Origin of the sequence: Pseudomonas auratipiscis (genome assembly GCF_036324085.1) — a bacterium.
Lineage (GTDB): Bacteria > Pseudomonadota > Gammaproteobacteria > Pseudomonadales > Pseudomonadaceae > Aquipseudomonas > Aquipseudomonas auratipiscis.
On record NZ_JAZDCU010000008.1, the window covers coordinates 238,311 to 251,649 of the forward strand.

General features: G+C 57.9%; 12 protein-coding genes and 1 pseudogene. 7 read left to right on the forward strand and 6 right to left on the reverse strand.

Going from position 1 to position 13,339, the window contains the following annotated elements; genetic code table 11:
• Positions 1-45 precede the first annotated feature (45 nt).
• Positions 46-1,227, forward strand: a complete 1,182-nt coding sequence (locus V0R60_RS14060; RefSeq protein ID WP_136478060.1) for a YeeE/YedE family protein — start codon at positions 46-48, stop codon at positions 1,225-1,227.
• A 2-nt stretch (positions 1,228-1,229) separates the two neighbouring features.
• On the opposite strand, the gene V0R60_RS26990 is transcribed toward V0R60_RS14060, so the two are convergent.
• Positions 1,230-1,358 (reverse strand): DUF3077 domain-containing protein, encoded by a 129-nt coding sequence (locus V0R60_RS26990; protein ID WP_375547276.1) that lies wholly within the window; start codon positions 1,356-1,358, stop codon positions 1,230-1,232.
• On the opposite strand from V0R60_RS26990, the pseudogene V0R60_RS14065 reads away from it, so the two are divergent.
• Positions 1,338-1,562, forward strand: a pseudogene (locus V0R60_RS14065) (addiction module antidote protein); the annotation flags it as partial. The gene V0R60_RS26990 and the pseudogene V0R60_RS14065 sit on opposite strands and share 21 nt — an antisense overlap.
• A gap of 14 nt (positions 1,563-1,576) precedes the next feature.
• On the opposite strand, the gene V0R60_RS14070 reads toward V0R60_RS14065, so the two are convergent.
• Positions 1,577-2,443 carry a LysR substrate-binding domain-containing protein gene (locus V0R60_RS14070; protein WP_330079899.1) on the reverse strand — a complete coding sequence of 289 codons (867 nt, stop codon included), beginning with the start codon at positions 2,441-2,443 and terminating at the stop codon, positions 1,577-1,579.
• A 132-nt stretch (positions 2,444-2,575) separates the two neighbouring features.
• Here V0R60_RS14070 and V0R60_RS14075 point away from each other — a divergent pair, with 132 nt between their 5' ends.
• From V0R60_RS14075 to V0R60_RS14090, 4 genes are read left to right on the forward strand one after another with little or no spacing between them, the layout of a single operon-like run.
• Positions 2,576-3,628, forward strand: a complete 1,053-nt coding sequence (locus V0R60_RS14075; RefSeq protein ID WP_330079900.1) for an agmatine deiminase family protein — start codon at positions 2,576-2,578, stop codon at positions 3,626-3,628.
• A 3-nt stretch (positions 3,629-3,631) separates the two neighbouring features.
• Entirely contained in the window at positions 3,632-4,540 is a 909-nt protein-coding gene (gene aguB, locus V0R60_RS14080) for an N-carbamoylputrescine amidase (protein ID WP_330079901.1), read from the forward strand.
• Position 4,541: 1 nt separating this feature from the next.
• Complete coding sequence (locus tag V0R60_RS14085) at positions 4,542-5,645, forward strand: extracellular solute-binding protein (protein WP_330079902.1); 1,104 nt, start codon at positions 4,542-4,544, stop codon at positions 5,643-5,645.
• A gap of 48 nt (positions 5,646-5,693) precedes the next feature.
• Positions 5,694-6,818, forward strand: a complete 1,125-nt coding sequence (locus V0R60_RS14090; protein ID WP_330079903.1) for an agmatine deiminase family protein — start codon at positions 5,694-5,696, stop codon at positions 6,816-6,818.
• Positions 6,819-6,828: 10 nt separating this feature from the next.
• Here V0R60_RS14090 and gabP read toward each other — a convergent pair whose 3' ends face one another.
• On the reverse strand, positions 6,829-8,232 hold the full coding sequence (gene gabP / locus V0R60_RS14095; protein WP_330079904.1) for a GABA permease: 1,404 nt from the start codon (positions 8,230-8,232) through the stop codon (positions 6,829-6,831).
• A gap of 358 nt (positions 8,233-8,590) precedes the next feature.
• Between gabP and V0R60_RS14100 the strand changes: the two genes are divergently transcribed.
• Positions 8,591-8,779: a YhfL family protein gene (locus V0R60_RS14100; protein ID WP_136478052.1), complete on the forward strand. Its 189-nt coding sequence runs from the start codon at positions 8,591-8,593 to the stop codon at positions 8,777-8,779.
• Positions 8,780-8,978: 199 nt separating this feature from the next.
• Here the strand turns inward: V0R60_RS14100 and V0R60_RS14105 are convergent, their stop codons facing one another.
• The 3 genes from V0R60_RS14105 to V0R60_RS14115 form a co-directional block, all read right to left on the reverse strand.
• Entirely contained in the window at positions 8,979-11,456 is a 2,478-nt protein-coding gene (locus tag V0R60_RS14105; RefSeq protein ID WP_330079905.1) for a TonB-dependent siderophore receptor, read from the reverse strand.
• Between the two features lie 118 nt (positions 11,457-11,574).
• Positions 11,575-12,543 (reverse strand): FecR domain-containing protein, encoded by a 969-nt coding sequence (locus tag V0R60_RS14110; protein ID WP_330079906.1) that lies wholly within the window; start codon positions 12,541-12,543, stop codon positions 11,575-11,577.
• Positions 12,519-13,031 (reverse strand): sigma-70 family RNA polymerase sigma factor, encoded by a 513-nt coding sequence (locus tag V0R60_RS14115; protein WP_136478049.1) that lies wholly within the window; start codon positions 13,029-13,031, stop codon positions 12,519-12,521. The genes V0R60_RS14110 and V0R60_RS14115 overlap by 25 nt, the downstream gene beginning before the upstream one ends.
• Positions 13,032-13,339: the final 308 nt, after the last annotated feature.

The window sequence follows — 13,339 nt, forward strand, 5'->3', positions numbered from 1 at the left end:
CGCAGGTACAATCGCCAACTGAAAAATCGCCACGCGGATATTGTCATGAGTCTTTCTGTTCCCATCGTGCCTGAACGTCGCCTCGGTGCGCCGCTGTTCGCCATGGCGCTGCTGCTGATCGGCGCCCTGTTCCTCAAGGCTTATGTCGGCACCAACCAGGTGTTGTTGTTGATCGTCGGCGCCGCCTTGGGGCTCACCCTGTATCACGCCGCCTTTGGCTTTACCTCGGCTTGGCGCGTGTTCATCAACGAACGCCGCGGGGCAGGGTTACGGGCGCAGATGGTCATGCTGACCATCGCCGTGTTGCTGTTCTTTCCGGCGCTGGATGCCGGCACGCTGTTCGGTCAGCCGGTCAAAGGACTGGTGGCTCCGGCCGGGGTTTCGGTAGCGTTTGGTGCCTTCATCTTTGGCATCGGCATGCAGATGGGCGGTGGCTGTGCTTCCGGTACCTTGTTCACCGTCGGCGGCGGCAACGCACGGATGCTGGTGACCCTGCTGTTTTTTATCATCGGTTCAGTATCGGCCACCCATCACGTCGATTGGTGGTTCTCGCTGCCATCGTTTCCGGCTACCTCGATTGTTCAGTCCTTTGGCCTGCTGCCGGCAGTGCTGGTGAGCCTGGCGGTATTCGCGGTAATTGCATGGACCACAGTGGTGTTGGAAAAGCGCCGTCACGGTCTGCTGGAAACTGCGCCTCCCAGTGAGCACCAGGGCCTGCGTCGTTTTCTGCGTGGCCCATGGCCGCTGGTGTGGGGCGCCGTGGCCCTGGCGTTGCTCAATTACGCAACCCTGGCACTGGCCGGGCGACCATGGGGCATCACCTCGGCATTCGCCCTGTGGGGCGCAAAAACCCTTGGCGGCCTGGGCGTAGACGTCGGCAGTTGGGCGTTCTGGCAAGTACCGGCCAATGCCAAGGCCCTGGCTTCGCCACTGTGGGAGGATGTCACCACGGTGATGGACATCGGCATTGTCCTCGGTGCGCTGCTGGCCGCAGGCTTGGCAGGTCGCTTTGCGCCAAACCTGAACATTCCCTTGCGATCACTGGTAGCTGCGGTTATTGGCGGACTGCTATTGGGTTACGGCTCGCGCCTGGCCTATGGCTGCAACATCGGTGCGTACTTCAGCGGTATTGCCTCCGGTAGCGTGCATGGCTGGTTATGGTTGATTGCGGCGTATGCGGGCAACGTGGTTGGCGTGCGTATTCGTCCGTTCTTCTTCGCGCGATAAGCCTACAGAACCACATCATCGATAATGGCTTTAGCCATCTCTCCTGGAAAATGCGCGGCCCATACCAGGGCCGCGTCTTCATCTGCAGCCCCGGCAACGCGGGCTCCCACATGGAACGGTATTACCCGCACTTTGTAGGCATTGGCAAAGCCTGCGAGCTCATCAGAGCGCTTGGGTATGTTGCCGAAGCTCGTGGCATGGCTCAGGTAGCCGTTGCCAGTGGGTTAGGTCGTGAAAGCCTCTACAAGGCATTGTCTCCAGGTGCGAAGCCTCGTTTCGACACGGTGCTGAGAGTTATTCGCGCCCTGGGAATCGACCTTTTGGCGATGCCGCATACAACGCCACATCATCAATCGCCATCAACTTGCAGGCTAGCCTGTAACCAAGTACTAAAACTCCGCGTCAACGGGCTCTTCTCGCTATCGCGATGTATCAGGCAGCTCCAGTCAGGCCCGCGTACGGTTTGTGTGCACAGCGGCTGCAATAACCCTTGGCTGTTTGCCTGGTTCGCCAGAAGTTGGCTGACCAGGGCAATTCCATGGCCCGCGCAGGCGGCATCGAGCAACAGGCCTGGGTCGGAGAAGTTCAGGCCATTGCTGCGTTGGCCGACATCTTCGCCGCCCTCTATTACCCAGTGACTCCAGTCCATTTCGCGTTCGCCATGCAAGGTGGTGCGCTGCTCCTTGGGCGTGTTGAGCAAATCAGGATGGCAGGCCGGGTAAAGGCGATCACGGCACAGGGTCAGGTGGCTGCATTCAGCCTGGGCGCTGAGGTCGTCGCGAATGCTCAGGTCGATGGTTTGTGTGGCCATGTCCGGTGGTTCGAAGCTGGTGAACAACCATAGGTCAACTTCGGGGTGCTGGCGATGAAAGTCGCCCAGGCGCGGCAGCAACCAGTGGCGGGCAAACGCTGGTGTGGTGTTGACCACCAGTTGGTTGGGCTTGCGGTATTGCTCCAGACGACGAATACCCACGGACAGTTGCTGCAGCATCGCCTGGGTGGTGCTTTGCAGGTCGTAGCCGGCATCGGTAAGGCTCACGCTGCGACCGCTGCGAAAGAACAACGGTTGCTCCAGGAATGTTTCGAGGCTGCGTATCTGCTGGCTGATCGCCGATTGGGTGAGATGCAGCTCTTCGGCTGCCTTGTGAAAGCTGCCCAGGCGAGCGGCAGCTTCGAAGCCACGCAGGGCATTCAGGGGAGGCCAGTGCTTTAGCATTGATTAGCTCTACTGATCAGTTGTCGGCTAAATCTATCGTTTGTTTGCGCATTTATGAAGCCATAGCATGGACTTTCTTACCGCAGCAGCGGTTTTCAGTAATTAATATCCCTTAACTGAAAGGTGGGAAGCATGCAGCGCAATGACGATCTGAACAGTGGTTGGTTCATGCCCGCAGAGTGGGTGAACCATGCAGCGACCTGGATGGTCTGGCCGCACAACCAACAGTTGTGGGAGTCCGGCTGGAAAGTGACGCTGGAGCAAGTTCAGGTGGACTTTGCCCGTGTTGCCAATGCGATTGCGCGCTTCGAACCGGTCAAGATGGTGGTCGATCCCTCCGCCCGCGCCAGTGCCAGCAAACTCTGTGGGGCGAACATCGAGCTGATCGAGCTGGCGGTGAACGACAGCTGGTGCCGCGACTCGGGTCCAAGCTTTGTTTGCCATCCCCAGTTTGGGTTGGCCGGTGTCAGTTGGCGCTTCAACGCCTGGGGCGGCAAGTCGGCGCATGACCTGGATGAAGGCCTGGCGCGGCGTGTGCTCAACACGCTTGGCCTGGACTGCTTTGGCACGGCCTTGAGCAACGAAGGCGGGGCAATTCATGTGGACGGCGAGGGTACGTTGATTACCACCGAGTCGGTGTTGCTCAACCCTAACCGTAATCCGGGAACGACCAAGGTCGAGATCGAGGAGATTTTCTCGCGCTTTCTGGGTATCAAAAAAACCATCTGGCTGCCGGGCGACCCAGATTACGTTACTGGCGACATGACCGATGGTCACGTTGATGGCGTCTGCGCGTTCGCTCGTCCTGGCGTGTTGCTGGTCGATGCGACCCGCGACCAGAGTTCGGTGTATGGCCAAGTCGCTCGGGAAAACCGTCGGGCGCTGGAGCTGGCCACCGATGCCCAGGGTCGCAGGTTTGAAATGCACGAGCTGTACGAAGCGAGCGAGGCGGTGGATGTCGATGCCGAGGTGTTTTGCGCCTCTTACACCAACTTCTATATTGCCAATGGCGCCATCATCATGCCGGCCTACGGCATCGAGGCGGACCATGCGGCTGCCGAGGTATTGGCCAAGGCGTTCCCTGGACGTGAAGTGGTTCCGGTGCAGATCAACCATCTGGCCCACGGTGGTGGGGGCGTGCACTGCATCACTCAACAGCAACCTGCCTGGCCGATGAAGGGGTGATGCATGAGCATGTTGACCGTTGCTGCTACGCAGATGCCTTGCACCTGGAATTTGCAACACAATCTTGATCAGGCCGAACAACTGGTGCGTCAGGCGGCGGCCCAGGGCGCCCAGGTAATCCTGCTGCAAGAATTGTTCGCCACGCCCTATTTTTGCATCGAACAGCATCACAAACATTTGGCCCTGGCCGAGGAATATCAACACAGCCAGGTACTCAAGCGCTTTGCCGCATTGGCTGCAGAGCTGGGCGTAGTACTGCCGCTGAGCTGGTTCGAAAAGGCTGGTAATGCCTACTTCAATTCGCTGAGTGTGGCTGATGCCGACGGCCGTCTGTTGGGGGTGTACCGCAAAACCCATATCCCCAACGCCATCGGCTATCAGGAGAAGGAATACTTCAGCCCTGGCGATACCGGCTTCCGCGTCTGGGATAGTGCATATGGACGTTTGGGCGTGGGCATCTGCTGGGACCAGTGGTTCCCCGAAACTGCACGCTGCCTGGCGCTGATGGGCGCCGAGGTGTTGTTGTTCCCGACCGCCATCGGCTCTGAGCCGGGTGCCACGGAATTGGATTCGCGGGATCACTGGCAGATGGCAATGCGCGGACATGCAGCGGCCAATATCTTGCCCGTGGTTGCCTCCAACCGTGTGGGGCTTGAGGCCGCGACCACCGATCCCGAGTTGCAGATGACCTTTTATGGCTCGTCCTTTATCAGCAACCACAAAGGCAAGATGCTGGCCGAAGCCGACCGCGATACTTCTGGTGTGCTGGTGCAGCAACTGGACCTGGCGGCGATGCGTGAAGAGCGCCTTACCTGGGGTATTTACCGCGACCGCCGCCCGGAAATGTATGCAGCGCTTCTGGGGCTCGATGGTCGTCAAGTCAATGCGTGCTGGAAGACTCAAGGGGTTTGATATGAACATCAGCCATAAACGTTTGCTCGTTACCCTGGGCTTCGCGCTGGGGGCCACCTTGACCACGGCACACGCTGAGGAAAAGACCCTGCGCCTATACAACTGGGCTGATTACTTTGCCGAGGACACGCTATCCAAGTTCACTGCCGAGACTGGCATCAAGGTGATCTACGACGTGATGGACGGCAGCGAAGTGCTGGAAGCCAAGTTGATGACCGGCGGCAGCGGCTACGACCTGATCTTTCCTGGCGACACCGTGGCGGAGCGACTGATGCGTGCCGGCAGCCTGCAGGAGCTGGACCGCTCGAAGATAACCGCGCTGGCCGATGTGGAGCCGGGCCTGCAGAAGCTGCGTACTCATTATCCGCACGCCAGCAAGGCGACAGTGCCTTATACCTGGGGCACCATCGGTCTGACGTACAACGATGAGCAGATTCGCAAGCGCATGCCGGATGCACCGGTGGACAGCCTGGATTTGTTGTTCAAGCCGGAGCTGGCAGCCAGATTTGCCGACTGCGGGATCTCGATGATCGATTCGCCGGACGAAGCCCTGGCGGTGGTACTTAATTACTTGGGCCGCGATCCGCGCAGTGCCAAGAAGGAAGACCTCGCTGCGGCCAGTGAACTGCTGCTCAAGATCAGGCCGTATATCCGCAAGTTCCAGTCGCAACCGGTCACTGACCTGGTCAACGGCAACTTGTGCCTGTCGCTCGGCTACAGCGGCGACATGACCCAGGCTCAGCGCACGGCCGACTCAGCGTCCAGGAAAGTCAGCTTCCAGTACCGCATCCCGCGTGAAGGCACCACGGTATGGATGGACAACATGGCGATTCCGGTCGATGCCAAACACCCGGAATACGCCTATACCTTTATCAACTTCGTCATGCGTCCGGAAAACATGGCGGCCATCAGCAATTTTACCGGTTACCCCACCTCGAACGCCAAGGCGCGCCCGGATGTCGATCCGCAGATGCGCAACAACCCGGACATCTATCCGGCTGAAGAGGCCTTCGAGCGCCTGGTGACAGGCAAGGACATTCCTCAATCCGACATGCGTGCGCGGATGCGGGTGTGGACCAAATTCAAAACGGCGTCCAGCAACTAACGGCGTGGCGCCCGTTCACTGTTATTGATTTGATCGAGAGACATACAGATGCCAACGCGTCGTGAGTTTATACAGCAGGTTTCAGCGGCCGCCGGTCTGGGTCTGGTTGCATCAATGGGCTTTGGTTTCGGCACCCCACGGGCGTTGGCAGCCGGTAAAGGTCACTGGTTCATGCCGGACGAGGGCGATAAGCAGCAATGCGCCTTCGTATCGTTTGGAGCCCAAGAAGCCATCTGGGAAGACTTCACCGGTGACGTGCAAGAAGCGATCGGCCGGATCGCCAGCACCATCGCTCGCTACCAGCCTGTGGTTGTGCTGTGCCGTGCCCATGAACGGGAGCTGGCCAAGGAGCTGTGTGGAAGCAAGAACACCACCTTTGTCGTCACCGAACTGGATGACATCTGGATGCGTGACATCGGCGCCAACTTTGTCATCACCGAGCAAGGCGACCTGGGTGCGGTCGATTTCAACTTCAATGGTTGGGGCAACAAGCAACAACACGCCTTTGACGCTCGGGTGGCAAGGCTGGTAGCGAACAACGCCGAGGCCACCTATCAGCGCAGCGAATTGGTAGGTGAGGGTGGTGGCATCGAAGTGGACGGTCACGGTACGGGCATCATGACCGAAAGCAGCTGGATCAATGCCAATCGCAACCGTGGCTGGAGCAAGGCCGAGGTTGAAGAGGAACTCAAGGCGCAACTGGGGTTGCGCAAGATCATTTGGTTGCCGGGGATCAAGGGCAAGGACATCACCGATGCGCATGTCGATTTCTATGCGCGTTTTGTCAGCCCTGGCGTCGTTATTGCCAACCTCGATACCGACCCTGATTCATACGATCACAAGGTAACCAAGAAGCACCTGGAAATTCTCAAGAACGCGACCGACGCCGATGGCCGCAAGCTCAAGATATACACGGTGTCACCGCCACTGAATCCGCGCCGCAACCGCTTCAGCAAGGACAACCCGGATTTTGCGGCCGGTTACATCAACTACTTCGTTATCAACGGCGCAGTCATTGCTCCGCAGTTCGGGGATAAAGCCGCCGACGCCAAAGCGTACGACTTGCTCACTGAACTGTACCCGGACCGTGATGTGGTACAGCTCAATATCGACGCCATTGCGGCGGGTGGGGGCGGTATTCATTGCGTAACCCACCAACTGCCGATGGTATGAGCCCAGGTGTTCACTGAGCGGTAGAGCGCACGCGTGCAGGCTGCCCATGCTGGCGGGTCAGTACAATGCCGAACAAGGAAATCACCAGCGCCAGGCCGATGGTAGTGGTGACTTCGGCGCGGTGCTCCGGGGTCACCAACATGACCCCGAGCGCTGCGACGATAAAGGCGATCACCGCATACGTGAGCCACGGAAACAGCCACATCTGAAAGTTGAGCTGAACCCCTTGGCGCCGCAGCCTTGCGCGCATGCGCAGCTGTGAAATGGCGATAACCAGATACACCAGCAAGGCAATGGCGCCGGAGCTGGCCAGCAGGAACTGGAACAACCCAGCCGGGGCGAAGTAACTGACTACGGTGATCACGGCACCGAGCACGGTGCTGGCGATCACGGCAGTTCTTGGTACCCCGACTTTCGAGGTGACCTTAACCTGCCTGGGCGCCTCGCCACGCTTGCCCAGCGAATAGAGCATGCGAGAGGCAATGTAAATCGAGGAGTTCATGCAACTGGCCACCGCGACCAGTACCACCACATCCATCATGAACTTGGCGTGGGGAATGTTCATCAATTCCAGCGCTCGCTGGTAGGAACCCACCGACGCCAACAAAGGATCGTTCCAGGGCACGATGGAAATGATTACGGAAATCGACAGTAGGTAAAACACGCCGATCCGCCAGATGACCGAACGGGTAGCCCTGGCGATGTTCCTTGCCGGACTTTGTGATTCAGCCGCGGCAATGGTAACCGCCTCGATACCAATGAAGCTGAACATTACGGTGATGAAGGCCCCTACCACGGCCGAAGCGCCGTTAGGTGCGAAGCCGCCGTGTTCCTCCAGTAATTGGCTAAACCCACTGACCTCCCGCTCTGGCACCCAGCCCATCAGCACCGCAGCGCCCAGGCCAATGAAGGCGATGATTGCCAGCACCTTGAACATCGCGAACCAGAATTCGAACTCACCGTACTTGGCAACACTGAATAAGTTGGTGGCGGCCAGGGCGATGATGGAGATCAGTGCAAACAACCAGGACTCGACCCCAGGAAACCAGGCGTTGAGTACATGCCCTGCAGCAAGCGCTTCAATTGGAATGACCAGCACCCAGAACCACCAGTACATCCAACCAATGCTGAAACCCGCCCATGGCCCGATAGCCTGGTCGGCGTAAGTGGAAAAAGAGCCGGTATCAGGATTGGCGACGGCCATCTCGCCAAGCATACGCATGACCAGGATGACCAGAATGCCGGACAAAAAGTAAGCCAGGATTGCAGCGGGACCGGCAGCGGCAATTGCATGTCCGGAACCGACGAATAGCCCCGCACCAATAATACCGGCAATGGAAAGCATGGTGACGTGGCGAGGTTTGAAACCTTGCGCCAACTGACCTTTCGAATCTTCGGAGCCCAGGCTGATCATTATGCTTATTCTCTTTGTTTGATCTTGGGGCGTGCTGACTGACCGTTAGGCGAACATCAATCCTTCCCTTTCGAACACCTTGAAAGCGGCATAGCTGAAACGCGCAGTTGCTCTAGTCGATCAGTCATCACGACGAACGCACGGTTGAAAAAGGCCTGGTCACAGTACCTACGAGTATGGGCGGGAGTGTTTGTCGAGCGCGCCGTCGCCGAGTCCGATTGCGACATGGCATGGCAGATTAGTCTGGTTGCAAAGGCGCTCTAGAGCGGGTCCATTGCTGACTGGTGAGTTTTACAAGTTTTCCGTATAATCGCGCCGCCGCTATTAGGGCGGTGTTTCATAAATTAAAGGACTTAGTATGAAAAAGCTGTTGAAAGCATCTGTTGCTGTTGCCCTGGTTTCGGGCGTTGCTCTGCTGTCGGGCTGCACTGGCCAAGTTTACAACCAGCCAAAAAACTGCACCTACGACTACCTGTTCCACCCTTCGGTTTCCGTTTCTAAGATTATTGGTGGTTGCGGTCCTATCGACAAGCTGCCACAGCAGTAAGTTTAGAAGTGACCCGATTGGTCCTTTTCCGGATCAGTCCAAGCCCCCTGTTACTGACGTAACAGGGGGTTTTGTTTTTCTGCTGTTAATAGGTGGCTTGCATTCCCAACTAACTGGATCTTCAGGTTAAGAATTTGTCAGGCTCTGGTGACGCTGGCGATGTTGGTAACCTTCGCGATTTCAGCCGTGTGCTACCCCATTACAATGACCAGCGAACAGTCACCATCGCATTGCGCGGCTCGCCGTACAGGCTGTTGCCATAGTCGGTGTTGGAGCTGATGTCCTGGTAGTAGGTCTTGTCGAAGACGTTGTTCAGGTTCACGCGTATGTTCACGTTTTCCGAAGCCTGATAACTGCTCATCAGGTCGACGACGGTGTAGGCCTTTTGTTCGATGCGATAGTCGAACGTGGTCAGGTAATCGTTGCTGCCTTTGTTGTAGACAGTGTTCTGTCGAGAGAGACCGCCACCGATCGTCCAGCGTTGGAGTTCCCCCGGTAGTTGATAGGTGGTGAACGCCTTGAATATATGCCGCGGAATGTTGGTGCTGAACAAGCGCCCGACATTATTGTGATCAGTGTCTTTAGTGTACTTGGCTGCGGCGTAGGTGTAGCCGGCGCCCAATTCCCAGCCGGGCATCAATGAGCCATTCACTTCCAGTTCGAAACCTTCGCTGCGCACTTCCCCAGCGGCTTCAAAACAGGTGCTGCCCACTGGATTGCACTGGTTGGGGTTGAGTTCCTTGGCGCGGTTTTCTTGATCGATGCGAAAGATCGCCGCGCTGGCATTCAAGTTGCCGTCGAAGTATTCGCCCTTGATGCCGATCTCGTAGTTCTTCCCTTCTATGGGTTTGAGCGCGTTGCTCTGAGCGTCAAGCTCGGTTTGCGGGCGGAAGATGTCGGTGTAGCTGATGTACATCGAGTGGTTCTGGTCCAGGTCATAGACAGCGCCGGCATAGCGAGTCAGATGGCGGGTGACTTTGTTCGGCAGGCTGCTGGCTGAGGTCTTGCCGTTCCAACTGGTATCTACATCAAACTCGTACCAGTCCAGGCGTGCGCCGAGGATCAATTTCAAGTCTTCGCTGATGCTCAACCGTGTGGTGACATAGGCGCCTTCCTGCTCGCTGGTGCGGTCTTGTTTCCAGGGATTGGCACTCAAGTCTGGCTTGGGAATACCGCTGGGGTTGTGCAGGTCGGTATGGGTATCGAGCGAAGTGGCCAGGCCCTTGCCCTTGAACGTCAAGTCGCGCTTGCTGGCGCCGACGACCAATTCATGGGTGCGGCCGAGCAGCGAGAAGGGGCCGGTTACATAAGCATCGTAACTGCTCTGCTGGTCGTCGTAGTCGTACCTGCCGATGTACTGACCGAATTGGTCAAAGTTGTCGCCCATTCGTTCCGGAATGGAACCGGCCATGCTCAGGTCCGACCAGCTTTTGCTGGCCGCCAGCAGCATTTTCCAGCTATTGGCGAAGCGGTATTCCAGGCGCGTGAAGGCGGTGGTGTTGTCTTGGTCCCAGAATTCCCAGTTGCTACCCAGATAGGTGGAGCGCTTGAGGTGCAGGTCGCTGCCATCGGCGGCAACCGGCAGGCCGCCCCAGGCGCCGTTGTAGTTGGAGTTCTGGTTACTGATGCCAAAGGTGAAAGTGGCGTCTTCGTTCAGGTCCGCCTCGGTAATGCCGTAAAACACCGAGCGCTCGGAGCTGACAAAGTCCTGAAAGCTGTTTTTGCTTTGGTAGGCGGTGACCACGCGGCCGCGCAGGGTGCCGCTTTCATTGAGTGCATTGGAGGCATCAAATTCGGTGCGGTAGTTGTCCCAGCTGCCGGCGCTGCCAGTGATGCTCACGCGCGGTGTGGCGGTCGGGCGTTTGCGGATCATGTTGACCGCTGCCGCGGGGTTGCCGGAGCCTTGCATCATGCCAGTTGCGCCACGGACCACTTCCACCCGGTCGAAAATCGCCATGTCGGGCGAGGAGTTCATGTCACGGGTCAGGTAGTGCGAGAGATCGTTGGCCAGGCCGTCGGTCATCAGGTTTTCCACGGCAAAGCCGCGGGAGTAGAAGGTCGAGCGTTGCGGACCATCTTTGGTGACGGCGATGCCCGGGGTGCTTTTCAGCACATCCTCCAGCGACTTCATGTTCTGGTCATCCATGCGCTGACGGGTAATGACCGTGACCGACTGCGGTGTTTCGCGAATGGACAGCGCAAGTTTGGTTGCCGTTTGCATGGGGCCAGTGGTGTAGGAACCGGTGTCTTCGGTGGTAGCGCCCAGGTATCCACCGGTGATGTTGGTGGTGCCCAGCTCCAGGGCCGAGCCGGATGGCGTCTTGACCAGGCTAAAGCGTCCCGCCCCCTCCTGACGCAGCTGCAGCCCACTGTTGGCCAGCAGTCGGGTAACGCCCTCATTGAATGAGTAGCGGCCCTTGATTCCCGCAGTGACCAGGCCCTGGGTTTGCGTTGAACCGAACGATAAGGTCACCCCACTTGCTGCGGCAAATTGGCTGAGCGCGGTTCCCAAGGGCCCGGCCGCAATGTTGTAGTCGAGCTGTTCAGTGGTTTGTTGCGCCCAGGCGCAAGGCGCAATGGCGGCGGAGCACAAGGCAGCGCCGAGGCTCATGCGCAATAACGCACCATTGAGGTTCAGCCGCAATGCGGTCTTCTGGAGGGGACTTGGGTGGCTCATGTTGCGCTTCCTATGCCGTTGCAGTAAAGGCGGCTGATTAACCGCTCTACTGATGAGCCGAACGAAAAAAGGAATCGGCAAGACGAGATTTATTGTTATTCGCAGGTAGGCGCGCCGACTATGCCTCGACCCGCACCCAATACCTGGAAAAGCGCCGCACTTTCACAGGGAGCGAAACCTGCAGGTTGGCCAGCACACCATCGATATCGTCCAGGCGGAAAGCGCCGGAGATGCGCAGATCGCCGACGTTATCGGCGCACCCGAGATATCCCCGGCGATAGCGAGCCAACTCGGCGACAAAGTCTGCCAGTCGCCAGTCCACGGCCACCAACAAACCTTGGCTCCAGGCGCTACTGCCGACAGGACTCGGGCGCAGCTTACCGAGCTGGGAAGTACCGAAGGTCAGCGCTTGCCCTTCTTCGACTCTTTGTACTTGAAGTGGGGCGTCCAGAGCGCGCACCTCTACTGCGTGCTTTTGCACCTCGACACTGCTGAAGCCCTGCTGCAGACGTACATCGAATCGAGTGCCCAGGGCCAGGATACGGCCGTGCGGCGTTTGTACCGACAACGGCCGAGTGGGGGCACGATCTGCTGCGGTGGTGACGAGGATTTCGCCGTGTCGCAGCAGAATCAATCGTTCCTCCAGGCTGTATGCGATGTCCACACGGGTATCGGTGTTCAACTCAAGGTTGCTGCCATCGGGCAGGGTCACGCGGCGTTGCTGGCCGGTGCCGGTGGCGAAATCCGCACTGTAGGGGGAGGCGCGGTAACCTGCAAAAGCCGTGGCGCCGGCGGCCAGCACCATCAGCATCTTCAGGCCCTGGCGTCGCTGCACGCCCATATGCGACAACACTGGCAAGGCCACATCGGGCGCTACACCGCGCAATTGCTGCTGGAGCTTTTCGATTCGCGCCCAGGCATTTGCGTGTCGGGGGTCAGCGCCAAGCCAGCGCTGCCAGGCCGTGCGCTGATCGCCGCTGACATCGGCGTCGTTGAGCGTCAGATACCACTGTACTGCCGCTTGCAAATGCTCCTTGGTCGGCGCATCGATATGTGCACCGCTCAATCGCCCATCAACAGAATGCATTGCATCAGCGCCTTTGCCAGATGGTTTTTCACTGTCGTAACCGATAGTCCCAACTGTTTGCCCACTTGCACGTAGCTAAGGCCTTCGAGCTGAACCAGCAGAAAGATTTTCCGAGTGCGTGCCCCAAGACCATCGAGCAATGCGTCGATGGCCATCAGCGACTCAATGATCAGGTGATGCGTTTCCGGTGATATCTGCAACGGTTCAGAGCGAGTGGCAAGTACGTCCAGATAAGCCCGTTCCAGGGTTTGACGTCGGGCCTTGTCTATCAATAGCCCGCGCGCAATGGTCGCCAGGTAATGCCGTGGCTCGCGCAAGAGGGGCGTGCTGCGCAGGGTCAGCATACGTATAAAGGTGTCTTGAGCCAGGTCCGCAGCATCGGCGCTATTGCCTATACGCGAACGTATCCAGCCTTTCAGCCAGCTATGATGCTCGCCGTACAGATGCTCGACATCCAGTGGTGTTGAAGCTTTGACCCCTGCGTCCATGATTGATCGCTGCAAATGATAATATGTCTCATTATTTGCGATGCTGCGCTTTAAGGCAATCGTAAGCGCTTGGTCAGCAGGGGCCAAAAGCAGTCAGTCAGTATCTATAGTGGCAACCCGGTGCTTTGATAAGGAAAAAGAATTTCCAGGCAGGGGTTGACCCGGTATTTGAATGCTGTATTATTCGCCTCCCGCTAACGAGCAGTTCGAAACTGCTTTTAGCTTAAGCGATTGAAGTTGAAAGAGAAATTCTGAAAAACTTCAAAATAAACGCTTGACACACTCTGAGGAAAGCGTAGAATGCGCGC